General features: G+C 62.0%; 21 protein-coding genes and 1 riboswitch. Of the genes, 3 read left to right on the top strand and 18 right to left on the bottom strand.

What is annotated here, in order from left to right:
* Nucleotides 1-96: 96 nt before the first annotated feature.
* The 4 genes from FJ490_RS14105 to FJ490_RS14120 form a co-directional block, all read right to left on the bottom strand.
* The gene (locus FJ490_RS14105; RefSeq protein WP_140499923.1) at nucleotides 97-1119 is read right to left on the bottom strand and encodes an ABC transporter substrate-binding protein; all 1023 of its coding nucleotides are present in this window, start codon (nucleotides 1117-1119) and stop codon (nucleotides 97-99) included.
* Nucleotides 1112-1879, bottom strand: coding sequence for an ABC transporter ATP-binding protein (locus FJ490_RS14110; RefSeq protein WP_140728509.1), 768 nt, complete (start codon nucleotides 1877-1879; stop codon nucleotides 1112-1114). Before FJ490_RS14110 ends, FJ490_RS14105 begins: the two co-directional genes overlap by 8 nt.
* Nucleotides 1876-2631, bottom strand: coding sequence for an ABC transporter permease (locus tag FJ490_RS14115; RefSeq protein WP_140521594.1), 756 nt, complete (start codon nucleotides 2629-2631; stop codon nucleotides 1876-1878). The genes FJ490_RS14110 and FJ490_RS14115 overlap by 4 nt, the downstream gene beginning before the upstream one ends.
* Nucleotides 2632-2729: 98 nt before the next feature.
* Nucleotides 2730-3338, bottom strand: coding sequence for a YkoF family thiamine/hydroxymethylpyrimidine-binding protein (locus FJ490_RS14120; protein WP_140728473.1), 609 nt, complete (start codon nucleotides 3336-3338; stop codon nucleotides 2730-2732).
* Nucleotides 3329-3442, bottom strand: a riboswitch (TPP riboswitch). Its footprint overlaps the gene before it by 10 nt.
* A 218-nt stretch (nucleotides 3443-3660) precedes the next feature.
* On the opposite strand from FJ490_RS14120, the gene FJ490_RS14125 reads away from it, so the two are divergent.
* Nucleotides 3661-3978 carry a hypothetical protein gene (locus FJ490_RS14125; RefSeq protein WP_140515911.1) on the top strand — a complete coding sequence of 106 codons (318 nt, stop codon included), beginning with the start codon at nucleotides 3661-3663 and terminating at the stop codon, nucleotides 3976-3978.
* Nucleotides 3979-4117: 139 nt separating this feature from the next.
* Here the strand turns inward: FJ490_RS14125 and msrA are convergent, their stop codons facing one another.
* The 6 genes from msrA to FJ490_RS14155 all read right to left on the bottom strand — a co-directional run bounded on the left by msrA (nucleotide 4118) and on the right by FJ490_RS14155 (nucleotide 6594).
* On the bottom strand, nucleotides 4118-4636 hold the full coding sequence (gene msrA, locus FJ490_RS14130) for a peptide-methionine (S)-S-oxide reductase MsrA (RefSeq protein WP_140663785.1): 519 nt from the start codon (nucleotides 4634-4636) through the stop codon (nucleotides 4118-4120).
* A 184-nt stretch (nucleotides 4637-4820) separates the two neighbouring features.
* Nucleotides 4821-5132 carry a hypothetical protein gene (locus FJ490_RS14135; protein ID WP_140500166.1) on the bottom strand — a complete coding sequence of 104 codons (312 nt, stop codon included), beginning with the start codon at nucleotides 5130-5132 and terminating at the stop codon, nucleotides 4821-4823.
* 100 nt (nucleotides 5133-5232) lie between these two features.
* Nucleotides 5233-5433, bottom strand: a complete 201-nt coding sequence (locus FJ490_RS14140; protein WP_140728472.1) for a hypothetical protein — start codon at nucleotides 5431-5433, stop codon at nucleotides 5233-5235.
* Complete coding sequence (locus FJ490_RS14145; RefSeq protein WP_140557906.1) at nucleotides 5418-5657, bottom strand: ABC transporter permease; 240 nt, start codon at nucleotides 5655-5657, stop codon at nucleotides 5418-5420. The genes FJ490_RS14140 and FJ490_RS14145 overlap by 16 nt, the downstream gene beginning before the upstream one ends.
* Nucleotides 5654-5854, bottom strand: a complete 201-nt coding sequence (locus FJ490_RS14150) for a hypothetical protein (RefSeq protein ID WP_140499933.1) — start codon at nucleotides 5852-5854, stop codon at nucleotides 5654-5656. Before FJ490_RS14150 ends, FJ490_RS14145 begins: the two co-directional genes overlap by 4 nt.
* Before the next feature lie 2 nt (nucleotides 5855-5856).
* The gene (locus FJ490_RS14155; protein ID WP_140728471.1) at nucleotides 5857-6594 is read right to left on the bottom strand and encodes a glycosyl hydrolase 108 family protein; all 738 of its coding nucleotides are present in this window, start codon (nucleotides 6592-6594) and stop codon (nucleotides 5857-5859) included.
* Nucleotides 6595-6778: 184 nt separating this feature from the next.
* Between FJ490_RS14155 and FJ490_RS14160 the strand changes: the two genes are divergently transcribed.
* Nucleotides 6779-7606, top strand: coding sequence for a class I SAM-dependent methyltransferase (locus FJ490_RS14160; protein ID WP_140567596.1), 828 nt, complete (start codon nucleotides 6779-6781; stop codon nucleotides 7604-7606).
* A 181-nt stretch (nucleotides 7607-7787) separates the two neighbouring features.
* Here the strand turns inward: FJ490_RS14160 and FJ490_RS14165 are convergent, their stop codons facing one another.
* A complete protein-coding gene (locus tag FJ490_RS14165; protein ID WP_140728470.1) occupies nucleotides 7788-10361 on the bottom strand; it encodes a hypothetical protein in 2574 nt (857 codons plus the stop codon).
* Nucleotides 10362-10694: 333 nt separating this feature from the next.
* On the opposite strand from FJ490_RS14165, the gene FJ490_RS32675 reads away from it, so the two are divergent.
* Nucleotides 10695-10883: a hypothetical protein gene (locus FJ490_RS32675; RefSeq protein WP_140557899.1), complete on the top strand. Its 189-nt coding sequence runs from the start codon at nucleotides 10695-10697 to the stop codon at nucleotides 10881-10883.
* Between the two features lie 643 nt (nucleotides 10884-11526).
* Here FJ490_RS32675 and FJ490_RS14170 read toward each other — a convergent pair.
* The 7 genes from FJ490_RS14170 to FJ490_RS14200 all read right to left on the bottom strand — a co-directional run bounded on the left by FJ490_RS14170 (nucleotide 11527) and on the right by FJ490_RS14200 (nucleotide 17347).
* Entirely contained in the window at nucleotides 11527-11712 is a 186-nt protein-coding gene (locus tag FJ490_RS14170) for a hypothetical protein (RefSeq protein ID WP_140663772.1), read from the bottom strand.
* A gap of 28 nt (nucleotides 11713-11740) precedes the next feature.
* Nucleotides 11741-12214 (bottom strand): hypothetical protein, encoded by a 474-nt coding sequence (locus FJ490_RS14175; protein WP_140728469.1) that lies wholly within the window; start codon nucleotides 12212-12214, stop codon nucleotides 11741-11743.
* Nucleotides 12215-12511: 297 nt separating this feature from the next.
* On the bottom strand, nucleotides 12512-12889 hold the full coding sequence (locus FJ490_RS14180) for a hypothetical protein (RefSeq protein ID WP_246672674.1): 378 nt from the start codon (nucleotides 12887-12889) through the stop codon (nucleotides 12512-12514).
* Nucleotides 12890-13330: 441 nt separating this feature from the next.
* Nucleotides 13331-13810: a hypothetical protein gene (locus FJ490_RS14185; protein ID WP_246672672.1), complete on the bottom strand. Its 480-nt coding sequence runs from the start codon at nucleotides 13808-13810 to the stop codon at nucleotides 13331-13333.
* Nucleotides 13807-16188 (bottom strand): HNH endonuclease signature motif containing protein, encoded by a 2382-nt coding sequence (locus tag FJ490_RS32680; RefSeq protein WP_181165268.1) that lies wholly within the window; start codon nucleotides 16186-16188, stop codon nucleotides 13807-13809. The genes FJ490_RS14185 and FJ490_RS32680 overlap by 4 nt, the downstream gene beginning before the upstream one ends.
* Nucleotides 16188-16691 (bottom strand): hypothetical protein, encoded by a 504-nt coding sequence (locus tag FJ490_RS14195; RefSeq protein WP_140728467.1) that lies wholly within the window; start codon nucleotides 16689-16691, stop codon nucleotides 16188-16190. Before FJ490_RS14195 ends, FJ490_RS32680 begins: the two co-directional genes overlap by 1 nt.
* A gap of 2 nt (nucleotides 16692-16693) precedes the next feature.
* The gene (locus FJ490_RS14200; RefSeq protein ID WP_140728466.1) at nucleotides 16694-17347 is read right to left on the bottom strand and encodes a hypothetical protein; all 654 of its coding nucleotides are present in this window, start codon (nucleotides 17345-17347) and stop codon (nucleotides 16694-16696) included.
* Nucleotides 17348-17473: the final 126 nt, after the last annotated feature.

Below are 17473 nucleotides of genomic sequence, written 5' to 3' on the forward strand. Positions count from 1 at the left end.
TTTATTGCCTTAAAGGTTGGCCTTGGGCGCAGCTCTGACGAGACTGACGAAAGGCAATCAGCTTGAGCAGCGCTGGCGCCCGATGCGGTTTGATCCCTACCCCAGATAGAAGTTACTGAAATAGTTGCCAAAATCCGGTTGCCGGGCAACGGGCTCGCCGTCCCCGTTCCGGAGGATGCCGGCGGCGAAGAGATAGGAACCGATCGCTTCCATCTTGGCCGGGTCCATGCTGCCTATGGCGCCGTTTTGCCGGCGCAGATAGTGCCCGTCGATCAGCGTCTTCAGCGAGGCGTGGATCAATGCCGGATTGGTCAGGGCGTCCTTGTTGGCGGCGATCAGCAGTGTGGCCGCTTCTTCGGGATGATCGACGGTGAACTGGTAGCCGCGCCGCGTTGCCCGTATGAAGCCCGACGCCAATTCCGGATTTGCACGCAGATACGCATCGCTAGAGGAGATCAGCGTGGTGTGCTCGTCGGGCACGCCGTAGTCGGCATAGACGAAGCTTCGCTGTTTGACGCCTTTCAGTTCTGCCTCGACGCCTTCCCAGGTCGAGACCTCCAACGTGAAGTCGACCGAACCGTTGGCCAGCGCCTCATAGGCGGACGTGCCGAGCGTCACCGTTTCGAAAGCCCCCTTGCCGCCATCGTGACGGATGATGGTCGAGATCAGCGCGTTTTCCCAGGCACTGCCGAAACCGCCATAGGTCAGGCCGTCAAGATCCCTGGGGGTTTTGATCTCGTCACGCGCTGCATTGAACACCAGCCGTCCGGTTTCGGACTGCACCACGGCATAGACCGCCTTGAGATCGGCGCCGGCGGTTTTCTGGGTGAAGAGGCCGATGGAGCCGTTGATGCCGAAATCGGCAACGCGGTTGGCAACCAGCGTGCCTGCACCGGTATCGCTGTAGGGCAGGATGTCGACCTCGAGGCCGGCCTCGCTGTAAAACCCTTTGTCGCGAGCGACGAACAGGCCGATATGGTTGGTGTTGACCGTCCAGTCCAGCGCCACCGTTACTTTCCGGGCGGCCGCCTGGGCAAGAGATCGGCCTGGCCGGGCTACAAGGGGAAGGCCGGCAGCGGCAGTGAGCAGCAAGGCTTGCCGGCGCGTCAGGTCAGTCATGGTCCATGTCCTTCTGGTGGCTCGGGTTGAGGAGGATGTCGAGGATCTCGGCTTCGAGGGTGCCGGCCTGCCGTGCAGCGCCGCCGGCCAGTTCGCGTGGACGCGGCAGCGGCACGGTGATCTCAGCGACGACGCGCGCCGGCCGCGCCGAAAGCACATAGATGCGGTCGGACAGGAACACAGCTTCGCGCACGTCGTGGGTGATCAGCAGCGCCGTCCAGCAGTGGCGCCGCCACATCTGTTCCAACCAGCGTTGCATGGCGGCGCGGGTCAGCGCATCGAGTGCGCCGAACGGCTCGTCGAGCAGCAGCATATCGCGTTCCTGCACCACGGTGCGCAGCAAGGCCGCGCGCTGGCGCATGCCGCCGGAAAGCTGCGCCGGAAAATGCCGTTCGAAACCGGCAAGCCCGAATTCCTCGAACAGCGGAGCAACGCGAGCGCGGGCAGCCTTGCGCCTGACACCTTGCACCTCAAGCCCGAGCGTGGCGTTGTCAAGAATGCGCCGCCAAGGCATCAACGCGTCGCGCTGCGGCATGAAAGCGAAATGCCGGCCGTGGTCATCGAGCGGCTTGCCGTCGAAGAATATCTCGCCCTCGCCGTGAAGCGCGCCGGTCAGAAGCTGGAACAGCGTCGACTTGCCGGCGCCGGAGGGGCCCAGAATGGAGACGAATTCGCCGGCGCCGACGCTGAGCGAAATGTCGGCAAGCACGTCGAGTCCTTCGAAGGCCTTGCGCACATGTCGCAGTTCGAGCCGGTTCATCGCCACGGCCCCTTTCCTGCGGCCCGCCCGCCGGCGGTCCGTTCCCATGGCATGGCAAGGCGCTGGACCAGCATCGTCAGCCCGAACAGGACGAGCGTCAGCACGGCGCTGACGGCGACGGCGGCCAGCACCAGGTCCGGGCGGAAGTTGTTCTTGGCGTTGAGCATGTAGATGCCGAGGCCCTTCGCCGCGCCCGCATATTCGGCGAAGATGGCGCCCACGACAGCATAGGTGATCGAGATCCTGACACCGGCGAAGAAGTAGGGCAGCGCCGAGGGCAGCCGCGCCAGGACGAAGACACGCCAGCGCCCTGCCCCCATGGCGCGCAGCATTTGGCCGATCTCAGCCTCCGTCGCCTCATATCCTTCGGCCAAAGCCACCAACATCGGAAAGAAGGTGACTAGCGCCACCAGCATGATCTTGGGCATCAGCCCAAAGCCGAACCACAGCACCACCAGCGGTGCAATCGCCACCAGCGGCAAGGTCTGGCTGACCACGAAGACCGGAAAAAGGGCGCGCCGCAATGGCTGGGAGAAGTCGATCAATATCGACATCGCAAAGGCACCGCCGAGCGAACAGGCAAAGCCTGCGAGCGTGGCACGGAGGGTTGGCACGGCGTTATCGGCCAGCGCGTGCCGGTTGAGCATTGCCTGAGCGAAGACGCGCGATGGCGCCGGGAGGATTGTCGGCTTGATGCCACCAAAGCGCGCATAGAGTTCCCACGCGGCTAGCAGCAGCCCCACCGAAAGCATCGCCGGAGCGGTTCTGGCGATGAGGTCCACGATCGGACGCGAAGGGGCGGACGGGGAGGACACGCAGGTACCCGGAGCGGATGGCGCGGGGCGCGCCGTCAGACGGCGGTGGGGCTGTTGGCCGAGACGGTGACGTCGAGCGTTACGTGGCCGGCACCCGGCCCGAAGCGGCAAAAGGCCTCGTTGAGTGCGGTAAAAATGGCGCCTGCGTCGCCGCGCAACTTTGTGCAGAAATGCTTGGAGCGCTCATATACGCCCGACTGCTTCAGGAAGTCGATGCAGCCATAGATCTCGTCCATGTGGTCGTGGGTGCCCATGACATAAAGCGAGAACTGCGCCGCCGCCGGCTGGCCGGTGGCGGCCACGCCGCGCACGGCGGCGATAGCGGCTTCCTTGCGCGGGCCGAGCGGCCCGGCAGGTCCGCCAAACGCGTCGGAGCGGCAGATCGGATCGTCCGGCTCGCCCGGGCAGCCGCGCGAGATGGCGGCCGAAAGCACGCAATGCTTGCCGCTGCGCGCTGCCGCCACGAACAGGTCGCGCATGGCAGGAAACAGCACCTCGGGCGGTCCGACCAGCAAGGTCGAGATATCGTCGGTCTCGATCCGCAGTCGATCACGATAAGGGTCCAGTGCCCCGAGCGCGCCAAGGATGACGCCGACAAAATCGCTGGACATGGGATATAGGGAAATCTGTGCGCCTGAAAACATCGCCCGCCTCGCTCCGCTGGTATTACCCAGATCAGCTTCTAGGGTCTGTGGGCTTGCCGCCCCCGTCTCAGCCCCGACCGTACGGAGCACCCCTGTGGATGGACGCGTTAAAGCACCAATCGGGCGGCTATGAAAGCTGTTTTTTCAGGACCATCGCCGGAAATGCATTGCGCCAGGCCTGATTTATGGGCGGTTCCGTCGGGCCCGGTCTTGAGGGAAATTTGTCCGGAACCTTAGCCACGACGAGTGGTTGTCCCTATAGTCGCAAACGCGACGAACTTCGTGGAAACGAGCGAAGACTTCACAGAAATGGAGACAAACCATGCTCATGAAAATCCTCGCAGCTTCGGCTCTTACCATTGGTCTCGCGACTTCGGCGATGGCGCAAAGTGCTGGCGGAAACGGCGCCAATAATGGGCCCGGCAGCGGCCAGTCGGTCACGGTCGACCCGAACACGCCGGCATCGCCGAACACGGTGGATCCTGGCACGACCGGCAGCACGACCGTCATGCCCGACGGCATGAATTCGAACGCGGACCGGAACTGTCCGGCCAGCCCACAAGGTGCTCAGCCGGATGCCAGCCACACCGCTCCGGGCACGGCTTCGCCGACCGTCAATGACAAGCATTGCGGCAAGTAGCCATTCGCCGAAACTGCTGGAGAACGCCACGGGGCGTCTGTTCCGTGGCGTTTCCGTCTCTTTATGTTTCACCCTCGCCGAACAGGCAGGCGCCTGAGACGTAAACCGCCACCGGCCTTCGTCTCGGTTCGGGCGCCGTCTACGAAACAGCCTTTTCGCGAACCGGCAGCTTCCAGCCCGGCCTGACGAAATGACAGGTGTAGCCGTTCGGGTATTTCTGCAGATAGTCCTGATGCTCGGGTTCGGCTTCCCAGAACGCGCCGGCCGGAGCCACCTCGGTGACCACCTTGCCGGGCCACAGGCCCGAGGCGTCGACGTCGGCGATAGTGTCTTCGGCGACGCGCTTCTGCTCATCGGTGGTGTAGTAGATCGCCGAACGGTAGCTCATCCCCACATCGTTGCCCTGGCGGTTGCGTGTCGTCGGATCATGAATCTGGAAGAAGAACTCCAGCAGCGTACGGTAGCTCACCCTGGCGGGATCGAAATTGATCTCGATGGCTTCGGCATGGGTGCCATGGTTTCGGTAGGTGGCATCAGGCACGTCGCCGCCGCTGTAGCCGACGCGCGTGGACAGGACGCCCGGGATGCGTCGGATCAGATCCTGCATGCCCCAAAAACAGCCGCCGGCAAGCACCGCGCGTTCGCTTGAAGTCGCCATATCAAATCTCCCCAAAGCAACTCCGGGGAAAGGTTGTAGCCGTTTCCGTCCGGAATTGCGCACGATAAAACTGGAGGCCCGGCGCTATGACAGCCGCTCCAGGATTTCCCATAGATGGGCATTGTCGTCGGCTTCGTCCAGTCGACGGGGGCGTCCTGCTGCCGATCACCACGGACGCGCGGCGTCACTCCCCAGGCCTGAACCTGCGCACCACGACCTCGAATACGATATCCGATATCCACATCGCGCAGACGCCGATGAGGAATGCGGCCGCCAGGGTCGTGGTGTCGTCATTGGCCATCGGCAGGCCCATGGCGCGGGAATACTGGACCACGGGCAGCGTCAGATAGGCGGCGGCGAGCGCGCCGCAGATCGGCGAGGCCACCATCTCGCGCGGCTTGTAGCGGTGGCGCGACAGCGCGCGCAATATGCCGCCGGACAGGCCGGCGACCACCACCGGCACCTTGATACCGAGCAGGTCGAAAAGATCATGCATCATTTCATTGTCTCGCGATCAGGAAACAGAATGACCGATCTGGCACCGAAGATGAGCGGTCCCCGAGCAGCAGGGCCCGAATCGAGCGGCAATACGATCGTCATGGTTTCCACCCGCACAGTTTCTCGCCCTTGCGGTTGTGCGCCAGCAGCGTCCGGACTTCCGCATCCGACAGCGCTGCGACGGCGGATGCGGACAAGCGCAGCGGGCTCGAGACCGCGCAAAATCCGCCGGTGACGGTGGTGCAGCCGGCTACCGCGACAAGTGCTGCGGCCGCTGCGACAATCAATTCCTTGCCCATGACCTGAGCTCCTTTCGGGCAGTGGCGGCGGGCAGCGCGCCGATATCGTTGTCAACCTGGTCGGCGACGTCGCGCGCCGCCGCCTCGGCCGCGGCCTGCCGACTACGTTCGGCGCGCTCGCCGGCAAGCCGCTGGCGAACACCCCAGCCAAACGCAGCGACGATGGCTGCGCCGATGCCGAGAACGGTCGAATTGCTGAGCAGGAAGGAGAGGAGCGCGCTCATTGGTTTGGCGCGTCCTTGACGAGATAGCCGACGGCAAACACGGCCAACGGCAGCAGCGTGGCCCATGTCTCGGCATCGTACCAGGACGGCCAGACATTGCGTACGAAGACGCCCGAAATCGAAACGGCGGCGGCGGCGATGGTCGCGGCCGTCAGCTTGTTGGTCGGGCGGATGGTCGGCTGGGTTGTCGTGGCCATGATCAGAACATTCCTTGCAAGGTGGCGGCGACGTGGTGCCAGGCGGCGTAGGCGACGAGCAGGCACGCGACAATGATCCCGCCCGCCTTGGCGGCGGCTGGGATGTTGGCGCCGGCAGGCGCCGCCGCGACCGGTTCGACGGCATCTGTGGCAGCAGCGCCGCCCGGCGCCGCCGCAGCAGCGGTCGGCGCAGGATCTGGCCGCGTGGCCGATGCCTCGCCTGCCCCGACAGCCGTCAGCAGCAGCGCCTGTGCGCGGACGGATCCGACCCGGCTCGACCAGCCTTTGCCGAAAGTCGGCCAGGTCGGAAGCCGCTTCAGGAAAGCCAGGCGGGCATCGCAGAGATTGTCGATGACGACGGCGGCCGGTCTGGAACCGACGGCAGCGAGCGTCTCGGGCCCGATGCGGCCGTCCTGGGCGGTGCCGACCACTGCTTGAAGATATTTCGCCGCCCTGCTTGGCCCACTGTTCACGGCATAGTCGAACACCGCGTAATCCACGCCGTCGGGCAACTCGGCGCCAGCCACCGCATCCCAGTAGAAGCGGCGGTACACCGTGGCGAGTTGGGCATCGCTGATCTTCCTGAGATCCGCCTTGGCGGCATCCGCCTTCACGTAGCGGCGGAAATTGGCGAGCGTGACGCCCTTCATGGTGGCGCCGCCCGGATCGGCCGGATTGTCCGACCAGCCGCCTTCGGATTTGAGGACGAGCGCAAGCGCCCGCGTAAAATTGCGGTCCATGATATCCCTTTCGATTTCTTGGTGGATGAGGTGAGTGGGTGATCGCCGGCAGCACAGGGGTGCGGATAGTCGCCGTTGCGCGCGCCTCGGTGCCTACTTGCAGTGCGTCAAAACCGGAGGTCGCCTTGCGCGCCGGCCGGCGCATGGTTAGAAAAAATACAATTTTGGGACGAACAGGTCTGGGATGAGAGACTTTGTTGGCGCCGCGCGGCGCCTGGCCTTCAACAGGCTGTCGGCCGCCATCGATCGCCGCTGGAACGTCGACCCGCTGGGCTCGGCGCCGCGTGCCTCGAAAGAGGAATATCTGAGGCTGTTCGAAGCCACCCGGCGCGTCTCATTCGCTGAGATCGACAGGCTCGAGGCCGAAACCGGCTTTGCCGTCGATCGCGACTGGCTCGACGAACTGGCCCTCCACACCCAGATCACCATCAAGACCAGCGCGCTCGCCTACCCGCACGGGCGGGTGCTCTACAGTCTTCTTCGCCGCCAGCTGGCCGACAGCCCAAGGCCGTTCACCACCGTCGTCGAGACCGGCACCGCGCGTGGTTTCTCCGCGATCTGCATGGCCAAGGCACTCGCCGATGCCGGCGCCTGCGGGCATGTCGTCACGCTCGACGTCCTGCCGCACCATCATCGCTTCTACTGGAATTGCATCGACGACCATGACGGCAGGAAGTCGCGCGCCGAACTGCTTCGGCCGTGGCAGCCGCTGGCCGACCGGATCATTTTCCTGCAAGGCGATTCACTCCTTCAATTGCCCAGGGTCGGCGTGAACCGGATCCACTTCGCCTTCATCGACGCGCAGCACACCAGGAAGAACGTGCTGGCCGAGCATCGCTGCGTTTCGGGCGTTCAGCGCGAGGGCGACATGGTCGTATTCGACGACGTCACGCCGGGGTCCTTCGATGGCGTGGTCGAAGCGGTCGCCGAGATCGAGCGGCAGGGCCGGTACGAGGTGCGCCGTCTGAACGCGTCCAAGCAAAGAACCTATGCCTGGGGCATCAGGCGATGACGAGACGACAGCCCGGATAAACCATCGGAGGCGAGACCTTGCTCAGAAATATCGCCCGCAGGCTTTATCTCGGCATGCGCCGGAACATCGACACCCCGCCCCATGGCGGCCGATGACTACCTGAAGGTGCAGTACTTCCCGATGGCGACGAAGCATTGCTGATCCTGCGCAAGAAACCGACCTAGCGCGCCACCCAGCGATTGAGCCTGACCGCGCGGCCGGCAGCGGCTGCTGCCGGCAAGGCATTGGTCAGTGTCACCGTGTTACCCGAAGGTGCGCCGTTCACAGTTGTGTGGTGCCATTGGAGCTCTGCTCCGGTAATCACAGTGTCAAGTTCGATTCCAATACGGTCGCCAGCCGTGATTCCCGCGACGCTTGCTATGCCAATCGTGGTGGCACCGGAAATGGCGGCGGTGGAGATGGTGGTCTTCAATAGGAATGTATTTCGATATCCACCAAATTGTGCCCGCTCGATGGTCGCTCCAACGGGAAGATAGCTTTCCATAAGGAAGCTATAGCAAAGCCGGCTGATGTCGGTCTCTTGATCACGCAATCGCAGGATGGGCGCAGCGAAGCCTTGTTCAAAATCGATACTTTCAATGATCGATGCGCCAATCCATCCGGACGCCCCAACGAAGAATGAGGCGACAGATGGGTGTATCCACAGCCAGTTGGTCGAAAATTCATAAACCGATGCACCGGTCCGAGCGATTGACTGGCCGTTGCTGCCTTTTGCATAGTACGGGGCATTGCCTGACATCACGGTGCCAGAGGCGTCGAAACAGATGACCGTAATGGCGCGCGAACCGTTAAGGAAGTTGAGGAACGCGTGCTGTGTGGTGTTGGCTTTTTTGTAGATGTGGCCGACAGCCTGGCCCGAGCTTGACACCACAAGTTGGCCGTCGCCGTTGGCCCGCGACGTGCGCGCCGTGACACCATTGGTCAGGAAGGGCGATGGAGCTGCATAACCGCCGGTCGCGCTGTCGTACAAAACGACGCCAGGTACCGTGATGCGGCCCTCGGCCTGCACCGGAAAGAACCGCTCGCCCTGAAAGCGCCTCACCAAGTTGGCCCCGCCAGTCGGCCTATTCGACATATCTCGCAGCGAGACAAACAGGCGCTTCAGATCAGGCGAAAGGATGTTCGCGTCATCGATGCCTGACGCGCTCAAAAGATCAATGTTGAAGGAGGCGAAGCCAGTCGCGGATGGCACGTTGACGAGGGCAAGTGTGTTGGTGAAGGCGCTGTAAGTTTCGATGCGCGCATTCTTGAAAAACACGGTGGTCAGGTTGCTGGTGCTGCCGAGCGCGGCGCAGATGAAAGCTGCATGGCCGACGCCGGCCGAGCCGCCATCAATGCCGATTTGAGGGCTGTCGATCAACACCTCTTCAACGGCAGCGGTCCCGGCGAGCGTCAGCTTGAAGGTCCCGCGACCCGCCGCTTTCTGGTTGGTGCCGACGTACCAGGTTCCACCGCGGAACTGGTTGTTTACGAAATAGCTCGCGCCAGCCAGATCGCAATGCACATGGGAGCCGTTGTTGTAGAGAGTGATGATGTTGAATTCGTTGCTTACCCAATTTGTATTTGCCGCCAGGCCGTCGAAATAGAGCCCTTCGTCATAACCACGGGCAGCAAGCCAGAGCTTGCTCTCAGCCATGCCGCCGAAGTGAATGCCTCGCGTGTTGGCGACAACAGATTTGTCTGGTGTATTCTGGACTTCCAACCAGATCTTTGCGCCGCGCAAAACATTGGTTCCGGTCCCACCGATGCGGACCGCCGAAAGGCCGTCGAAAGCACCGCGTATCAGCGCCCCCTTGCCATTGATCTCGCTGATGTCGCGCCAGTCGATAGAAGAGCCAACGGCGTAGTATGTTGCTACGGCAGGCAGGACGAGCACGGCCTTGGTAATCCGGCAATAGGAGCCGAGCGCGTTTAACGCAAGCGCGTTGTCGGCAAGGCCTTCACGGGCGCCAAACATCGTGGCGGTGGCGACGCTTTCATTCAACACCCAAAACCCGCCATTGACCGCATCGGTCGTCCCGTCCGGCATGAAGCGGTCGGCGGAGCGGAAATAGGCCAGCGCCGGGTAGCCGCCGGCGGTGATCGCCGCGCGCGACATGCGGGCATAGTTGGCGCCGCCCACCAGGGTTGCCGGGGTCGTGAAGACCGGGGCGTAGAATTGGGTCCTGATGCTCTTGACGCCGGCAGCGATCGTCGAGCCCGATGCTGTCGCCACGGATGCGTAGATCGGCACGTTGACGCCCGAAACCTGCGCGGCGTCGGCGGCATATTGCTGGGCCAGGTCGCGCGCGAGTTCCGCGATGTGGATGACTGCCGCCAGCGCTCCGCCGATATCCCCGAGCGGATCATCCGACAGATAGTAGGAGATTACGATGTCGCTCGTGCCGATCACCGGGTTGAGGGTCTGGAAAGCGTAGACCAAGCCACCCGAAACAACCCCCTCCTGCACGTGAACGGTCGTTCCCTTCTGCATCGTGCGCGCGGTGCGGGCGTCCGCCGCGCGGTACCAGTAGCCCTCGCTCGCCGTATAGATGCCGTTCAGCCGGGCGTCCGACTGGTTCTTGACCAATACCCGGTCGCCGACGGCGGTCAAAACCCCGTCGATCGTCTTCAGGCCGAGGATCCAGGCAACGCCGTCGACGATGACCGTCTCCAGATTTGCCGTCGTCGCCAGGCGCACGGGTTCGCGCTCGCCAGTCAGAAGACGAACGGCGGCAGTTGCGGGTCGGGCCATGAGGCTTGCTCCATAAAAAAGCCCCGCGAAAGCGAGGCTTGGAATTCGGGTTGGTTGGCGGCGTGGCGACGGGTTCGGATGGGATAAGCGCTGGCCCGTGCTGCCACGGCGCCACGGTCGTTCAGGTTCTTCCTTGAGAAATTTGGTCACGGCCGCTCGGCCAGGCGAGAGACAATTCAGCGGTCGGTTTTCCGTCCTTGGGCACGCACTTCCTGAACAAGCAGCAATGCCGGCTTGCTCCCGGACTGGCTGCCGTGTTAACACCCGCGCACTGCGGTGGCTTGCGCTATGGGAGCGTCAATGTCGCAGCGCTTCCACAAGGTGTGATTTCCGATGAAAAAATCCGCGATTGTCGTCGCTGCAAACGACAACCGCACGGCAGAAGAAAGGCCGTTCGCTTCCCGGTACAAATCCGTTGGAGCGGTAGCGGCGCCGGCGGATTCACAGGCAGCAGGCGAAGAGCCGACCGAGGCCCGCGCCCTGACGGCTTTGCAGATGTTCTGTCGCGTAGCGGGCGTCTAGATCGCCTTTGAGGCTTCATCCAGACGGCAAGGACAGGCTCTAAAGTCCCGACCCGCTGTATCTGGTGGCCTCCTTCCACAATGCGAGCGCAAGGGCGGGTGTCCGCCCCTTCACCGCATAGTCGCGGTCCCGGTAGCTTCCGGCCGCAATCCACACCGTTTTCGAGCGTTGATAGATCGTAATGCCCCGCTCGCTCGCCCGAGCGAACAGTTCTGTGTCATTTCGATACATCGGTTCCAACCCCTGTGGCCCCCTCAAGGGGTAAGGTGCAACGAACATGCCAAAGTTTACGCCTAGCTAATATTATACATCGCAGAGCTGCCAGCTGCGCCATCGAAGTGCACTGGCAGCCCTAATGCCAAGGTGTTCCGTGGGTGTTTCCGCTGTATTGCACCTGAACTGCCGCCAGGTAACAGAATAGACCAATCCGGAAACATTTGCTTAAAATTGTATTCTTCGGCCATCGGGCGCCGACTGGCCAGAAATTCACCCCACCAGGAATTTGGATGACGGAACTAGCTCTCCTTCAGTTCCGGAAATTCGTCGGGCATTTTGCTCCGCCTCCATGGTGAGGTCTTTGTATCGCGCCGAGCATGCCAACCCACTGGCAAATCTGCCAATTGTGCAACCGTATTATCAAGCTCTACCACTTCGGCCAAACCCACCAAATTAGGTCGCCTTGATCAACTTCAGCTTCATCTCCGTAGAATTGCCACGACTCATCATCGGCATCATGTGAGGCGTAGGCAACCCAGCCGCCACCACCAAATATTTTTCGGGTCGATATGACGGCCAAATTTTCTGGACCTTCGAACTTCCATTTATCCATATCTTAGGCTCTTCTGCTTGCCGAGACATCATTCTTGAAGCAGCGGCAGAATCTTTTCGTCGAGGAATTTAAGCCGTCCACTCAACATCTCGGCGTTGGCGGGATTCGCCGGGACATTAACGGGAATGAGCTTCGCCACGGACTTCCCTTGCCGCGCAGCTTCAACCCACTCATCCATTGCACCGATATATCCGTCCAGCGCCTCGTACGGGGTCTCCAAATCGTCACCGGGCATGTACGCTGGGGGTACATCACCGACGAGCACCCATATCCATCGTGGCGCATCTGGTTTCCCGGGTGAAATCTCAAAGAGAAAAATGTATATTATCCCTTCGGCACCATATCCGAAATACTCGCCTTCGATTCTCCTTACCCAGTCGTATGATTTGATATATTCACGAGCTTCCAGAAGGGCGCTGTCAAGGTCATCATCTGCACCTGGGTCGTCTGCTGGTAGAGGAAGACGGCTTACTTTACCGAGATCCGGGGTAATTTTGCTCACAGTTTCTCTCCACTACTTATCTTAGTCCGCAGCCATCGTCTCCTAGCCCAGCGCTGAAAATCGCCGGCTTCCATGTGGAGCCTTATGTGCTCTTCCCTGGTACGAGGCTTAATATTTGATACGTGATTTAGCCCACCATTGGCGACGATAAGATCTTTTCGTCGAGCCCGGCTGACATTAAACCGAAGGCAGATGTGTGACGCTGCTCAAAATTGGATTTGGCATTGATCGTCATGATTAACTCGACACTTATCCGAGGCGCTTTAACGTTCGTCGGCAACGACGCGGGCGACCCCACTACTTATTGCCGACGTCGAACGGTTGGATGGATGCGGAAGGAAGTCCCAGTTCATCAATCACATCGAAGGCGCGCTCCGATATCACGAGGTTCAGTTTCTGATTGACGCCGAAGTCGTCGTGACCTGCTCTACCGTCCACCTTGAGCCAAACAAACGGAGGGAGCTCGACATCGGGCTGCAGCTCCAGAAAATTTTCGGATTTGGTGACTTCGGCAGGAGCGAATGTAGCGCCGGAGATGCCAATATCGAGCAATCCGCGCTTGGCTTCTTCCGTCACCAGGAAACAAGGAAAAGTGGTGACAAGCGCGTCGCCGAACCATCCCTCAACCTGATAGTGGAGCTTGCTCACGGCAGGCGGATGGACGCTGGGGTCCATAACAGTGTTCTCACCCAGCCCGCCAGCCACGTCAGGCCTAACTTCATAATATCTCATCAATCACCTACCGGCGGGTCAAACAAATGCCCATATACTTTGTCTAAATTTGTCGCGTAGTCAAGAACTTGCTGCCGGGAGGCGGTTGCGTGCGTCCTATTCGTCAATTCTGATCGAATGACTTTTATACACAAAAACGACTTCATAGAAATATTGTCTCACGGAATTGTCGATCGACTGTGATGGCGGCCATCATTCACTCCCGGTCCGAGGCGGCAACCATCGCCTCAGTGGGGGCCATATAGCCATCTGCGCAAGCGTTATATGCGCACTGGTGTTCCTGGTGGCAGGCCTCGCACCTTCGCGATAATTTGGCCCATATATGCCAATAGACGTCCAGATCCGATCGTCCAACATTGGCGCTTATTGCGAGACGCCAGCACTTCACTTTCGAAGTAACGGAAGAACATTATCATCAAGGAACTTGAGGCGCCCACCCAACATTTCCGCATTTTCAGGAATAGCCGGCACGTTCACCGGTATAATGTCCTCGACCGACTTTCCTTCTCGCGCGGCTTCGACCCATTCTTCCATAGCGCCTATATAGCCGTCCAGTGCCACATAGGGCGTCTTGGCGTGGTGGCAGCTTATATAGGCCGGGGGCACGTCGCCAACGATCACCCATGTCCATGGCGGTACATTCGACTCGGCCGGCACGAACTCGAAGAGAAAGACATATATAATTCCGTCGAGCCGATATCCAAGGTATTCACCTTTGATAGCCGATACCCAGCTATGCGATTCCAGATATATTCGTGCATAGTGGCGAGCGCCCTGGAAGTCGACGCTGCCAGACCGATTGCCCGGGGGCAGAGGTTTTACGCTGCTCAGATCAGGACCGGCATCACCCAAGCTTGTGTTCACGGCTTTAACCCTCTCTTGCCTCTACTCCAACTGCCCCACATTTTAAAATGGCCTTGTTCTTTGTGATGCTTGATGTGGTCGGCTTTGCTGAGTGGCCCGTAATTCCACACATCATCTGTTCCGCCCAAAGACTTTGGCTGTTTGTGATGAAGATCCATGTACCAACCCGTGTCGGGATCTCTGGGCCAGTCCAAATTGTACTCCTTTTCCCATTTCCTCCGAAGAGACTTGGAACGCCCACCAAGCCAACCTGGCAGCTGGTCGTGAACTACGATTGACCCTTCTTTCAAGAACTGATTGCCAGCGCCCCATAACGCACCGGAGGCTACGCCGCTCACTATCGATTCATCACGGCCGGCGGCTTCGACCCCACCATAAGCAGCGCCCTCAGCGCCCATTAGGCCGGTACGAGCAAGAAGGCCGGACAGTCCTTCCATGGTGGCTGTGCCGAACCTGCCACTGAGCGTGATGCCGGCCTCTCCAAGACCGCGGCCGCTCAGATACGCACCAAGTGCCTCCGCAGCCGTCCCTGCGGGGCCAGCTCGATCCAGTGCATCTTGTGTCCTGGCACGCTCAGCGGCGAGCTCCTCCTCGTAGTTGCTCCCCGAGATCAATGAATTCATGCGGGCAGCAAATTTGTCGGAATACCCAAGGGTCGCGCCGTCTGCCATCAGGCGTACGGTGTCATTGAGCGCCACGAGCGGCTTCAGGTAGCCAGGCAAGGCGTCGAAAGCCGCCAGATTTCGGCTGACACGCTCCTCCGCGGATACGGGAACTGAGTTGTTCGCAATGCTTCGTGCAATCCGAGACTGGTTTTCGTCGCTCAGTTGCAGCGCCATGGCTGCCAGAACACCTGGATCGGATGTGCCCGTGAACAGATCGCGCAGCACCGCATCCCGCTCGCGTTGCGGCACTCTCTCATCGTTCAAGGTGTCGACCAGGTACTTAACGACAGACGGCGGCAGCGGCTGGACTTTTTTGATTCCAAGCTGCAGCTGCACGGCGACAGAGCGGGCGACCGCCTTCTGGTAGGCAGCCGGATCGTAGCTGTCCTCGCTCGATACCGCGTTCCAGTATGCGTCCGCTGTCGGGTCGATCTTGCGGACAAAGTCGGCAGGAGCGGCGGCACGAGTCTGCAAAACCTGCCTGGCGGCGGCTGATGCTATCTCAAACTGCGCCTGATCCTGCTCCGAGGTGGTACTGCCCGGTTTTGGCTTGGCTGCAAACAGCTTGGCGTCAATGGCATCCTTCGGCATTCTGACCATGTCGAATGCCTGAAGGCCGACCTCGAAGGTCCGTTCGAGGACCAGAGACTGTTTGCCGCCTTCCTCGACGCCGTAAACTGCGGCGAAATCACCGTCGTCCGGCTTCTTTCCAGCGTAGCCGCCAGTGTACATGAGGGCATCCGGTGCGTTCTGGCGAGCGAGTCGGATATTGGTGTGCGCATCAAACAGCTGCTCAGTCATCGCGACCTGGACGTTTTGGCCAAGTTCCTGAAGGTCGTCCGGCGACAGGTCGGCAATCCATGAACCCGCAGCCCACGTTGCGGCATTCGCGTGAGGCGTCTCAGGGTAGCCCGCCGGCTCGTCTATTGAGACATTGGAGTTCGCAGCGAGTTTGGTCGCGGCAGCCGAACTATTCACGGCATTATCCGTCGTACTCACCTGCATCGACGCTCGCGCCCCGCCCAACATCTCGGCGGCCCGCTTCGGATCCTGGGCGATCATCGCCTGAACCAGTGCCTTGGCCGTGTTGCTGCTCCAGGCCACTTCCGCCGCTTGCCTGATAACCGGGTTTCCGATCTTGGCGATCAGATCGGACCCGTTCTGCCGGATCGCCTCGAAAGCTCCGATGTCGTTCGGGTCGCCTTTTGCGATGGAGCTGGTGGACATGGTGTCGACCTTCGCCCACTCCGCCAGCTCATACTCATCGCGCTGCTCTTGCTGCCGCTGTGCCATGCGCGGCGAGCCGGCCGCGCGCATCGGCTCCTTCTGCCTGGCGAAAGCCGCGCGCTGGCTCTCCGGTATGTCAGGCAGAGCCTCATCGAACAGCCTGTCGAACAGGCCGGGCTTGACCACCTGCCCGCTGCGCGGGTCGACCTCGCCATACATCGCATCGTGCAGGCCGCCGCCGTCGGCCGGCGCATTCGCCGCCACCTCGTCTTCCGCCTGCGCGATGCGCTCGGCGAACCGGCGGCGCGCCAGCTCCGCGTCGAACGCTTCCTGCCGCTCCTTCATCTGCCGGTAGCGCTCGGCGACGGCCGAGAGCTCGTCGCCAAGATCCTGCATCGCCCTGCCGGCCGGCGACCCCTCGGGATAGGAAACGCCATTGCCGGCCTCGAGCCGGCGCTGGGCAAGCTGGAGAGGAATCGTCGCCATCAGTAGAGCCCTCCCGTGAAGGCGCCGCCCGGCGCCTGCGGGAAGGCGCCCTTGCCGAAGGTCACGGCCTTGGTCGGGTCGTAGAGACGGGAGAGACCGGACACGAGGCTGCCGCCGGCCTTGAAGATCGACGCCGCCGCGGCCTGCCTGCCGGAGTAGCGCGCGAGCGCCGCCTGGCTGTCGAGAGTGTTCCGGCGCAGCGCCGAGCCGTACTGGATCGCCTTCAGGTCGAGCTGGCCTTGCCTGGCATTGGCCGCCAGCACCTCGGCCGGCGAGCCCGACAGGCCGACGCCGGAGGCGCCCGCCCGGGCCCGCGCCTGCGAAAGCAGCAGATCCTGCCTGTGGCGCTCCTGGCTCTGTTCGAAGGCGGCACTTTGCGCATCGGCCTGCGCCTGCTGCCCGTAGGCCTTGGCCTGGTAGCCGGCCGCCTGGTTTTGCTGCCGGCCTTCGATCAATGCGCCACCCACCGAGATGGCCGTGCCGAGAAGGGCTAATGTGCACATGGTCAGCCTCGCTGGGATGCGGCAATGGGGGTTTTCCTGGCCGGGCGCGCACCGATCGCCGGTCGCGGGTCGAGCGCGCCGCCGGGGTTGGTGAACGACAGAAGCAGCCTGTCGGCCTGGATTGCCGGGCGGCTGAGGCGCGCCGGCGCCGCCGCGCGCGGCCCGGCCATGGCGGCGCGGCGGGCAACGGCCAGGTTCACCTTCAGGTCAGGCATGCCGGCGGCGTCGAAGAGGCCGTTGGCGGTGGCGAGCGCGCGGGCGAGCGCATCGGCCTCGAACAGTTCCTGGCGCAACAGCTCGACCAGGCGACGCACGGCGCGCCAGCGCTCGGTCAGCACCTCCGCCTTGGCTTTCGCTTGCCCGCCCAGCGCCTCGACGGCGGCGCGCGCCTCTGCCGCGGCGGCCGCGGCACGGCATTTGTCCGCTGCCGCGATGATCTTCTCCAGCAGCGCGACGACGTCGTTGCAGTCGTCCAGCGCGATGCGCGCGGCGGAGAGATCGCCGTCGCCGAAAACGGCGCGGTCCTCGGCCTGTTCGCAGCCGCGCCGGCGGGCGATCGCATCATTGAGGTCGGCATCGAGCAAGGCGATGACGGCAGCATATTCGGCAGCCGTCCGCGCCCTGCCGAGCTGTTCGGCATGGGGGGATGTGGTCACGGGATGGGTTCCTTGTGGTGGGCTGGAGGCGGTGGAGCGCCGATCTCCCCCCTTGTGGAGGAGATTGGCAGGACAGAGGGAGGCGCGAAGGATCGCGGCGTTGATTCAGCCTGGGTTCCTCGCCCC

The sequence above is a fragment of the Mesorhizobium sp. B2-5-11 genome, assembly GCF_006440835.1.
GTDB lineage: Bacteria > Pseudomonadota > Alphaproteobacteria > Rhizobiales > Rhizobiaceae > Mesorhizobium.

What these genes read in the sequence shown, in the direction of transcription:
- FJ490_RS14180 (WP_246672674.1), bottom strand. Translation starts at nt 12,889, where the DNA reads ATGGACCCCAGCGTCCATCCGCCTGCCGTGAGCAAGCTCCACTATCAG.
- FJ490_RS14135 (WP_140500166.1), bottom strand. Translation starts at nt 5,132, where the DNA reads ATGCATGATCTTTTCGACCTGCTCGGTATCAAGGTGCCGGTGGTGGTC.
- FJ490_RS32675 (WP_140557899.1), top strand. Translation starts at nt 10,695, where the DNA reads ATGAAAAAATCCGCGATTGTCGTCGCTGCAAACGACAACCGCACGGCA.
- FJ490_RS14140 (WP_140728472.1), bottom strand. Translation starts at nt 5,433, where the DNA reads ATGGGCAAGGAATTGATTGTCGCAGCGGCCGCAGCACTTGTCGCGGTA.
- FJ490_RS14155 (WP_140728471.1), bottom strand. Translation starts at nt 6,594, where the DNA reads ATGGACCGCAATTTTACGCGGGCGCTTGCGCTCGTCCTCAAATCCGAA.
- FJ490_RS14165 (WP_140728470.1), bottom strand. Translation starts at nt 10,361, where the DNA reads ATGGCCCGACCCGCAACTGCCGCCGTTCGTCTTCTGACTGGCGAGCGC.
- FJ490_RS14160 (WP_140567596.1), top strand. Translation starts at nt 6,779, where the DNA reads ATGAGAGACTTTGTTGGCGCCGCGCGGCGCCTGGCCTTCAACAGGCTG.
- msrA (WP_140663785.1), bottom strand. Translation starts at nt 4,636, where the DNA reads ATGGCGACTTCAAGCGAACGCGCGGTGCTTGCCGGCGGCTGTTTTTGG.
- FJ490_RS14195 (WP_140728467.1), bottom strand. Translation starts at nt 16,691, where the DNA reads ATGTGCACATTAGCCCTTCTCGGCACGGCCATCTCGGTGGGTGGCGCA.
- FJ490_RS14145 (WP_140557906.1), bottom strand. Translation starts at nt 5,657, where the DNA reads ATGAGCGCGCTCCTCTCCTTCCTGCTCAGCAATTCGACCGTTCTCGGC.
- FJ490_RS14150 (WP_140499933.1), bottom strand. Translation starts at nt 5,854, where the DNA reads ATGGCCACGACAACCCAGCCGACCATCCGCCCGACCAACAAGCTGACG.
- FJ490_RS14115 (WP_140521594.1), bottom strand. Translation starts at nt 2,631, where the DNA reads ATGCTTTCGGTGGGGCTGCTGCTAGCCGCGTGGGAACTCTATGCGCGC.
- FJ490_RS14105 (WP_140499923.1), bottom strand. Translation starts at nt 1,119, where the DNA reads ATGACTGACCTGACGCGCCGGCAAGCCTTGCTGCTCACTGCCGCTGCC.
- FJ490_RS14125 (WP_140515911.1), top strand. Translation starts at nt 3,661, where the DNA reads ATGCTCATGAAAATCCTCGCAGCTTCGGCTCTTACCATTGGTCTCGCG.
- FJ490_RS32680 (WP_181165268.1), bottom strand. Translation starts at nt 16,188, where the DNA reads ATGGCGACGATTCCTCTCCAGCTTGCCCAGCGCCGGCTCGAGGCCGGC.
- FJ490_RS14110 (WP_140728509.1), bottom strand. Translation starts at nt 1,879, where the DNA reads ATGAACCGGCTCGAACTGCGACATGTGCGCAAGGCCTTCGAAGGACTC.
- FJ490_RS14120 (WP_140728473.1), bottom strand. Translation starts at nt 3,338, where the DNA reads ATGTTTTCAGGCGCACAGATTTCCCTATATCCCATGTCCAGCGATTTT.
- FJ490_RS14170 (WP_140663772.1), bottom strand. Translation starts at nt 11,712, where the DNA reads ATGGATAAATGGAAGTTCGAAGGTCCAGAAAATTTGGCCGTCATATCG.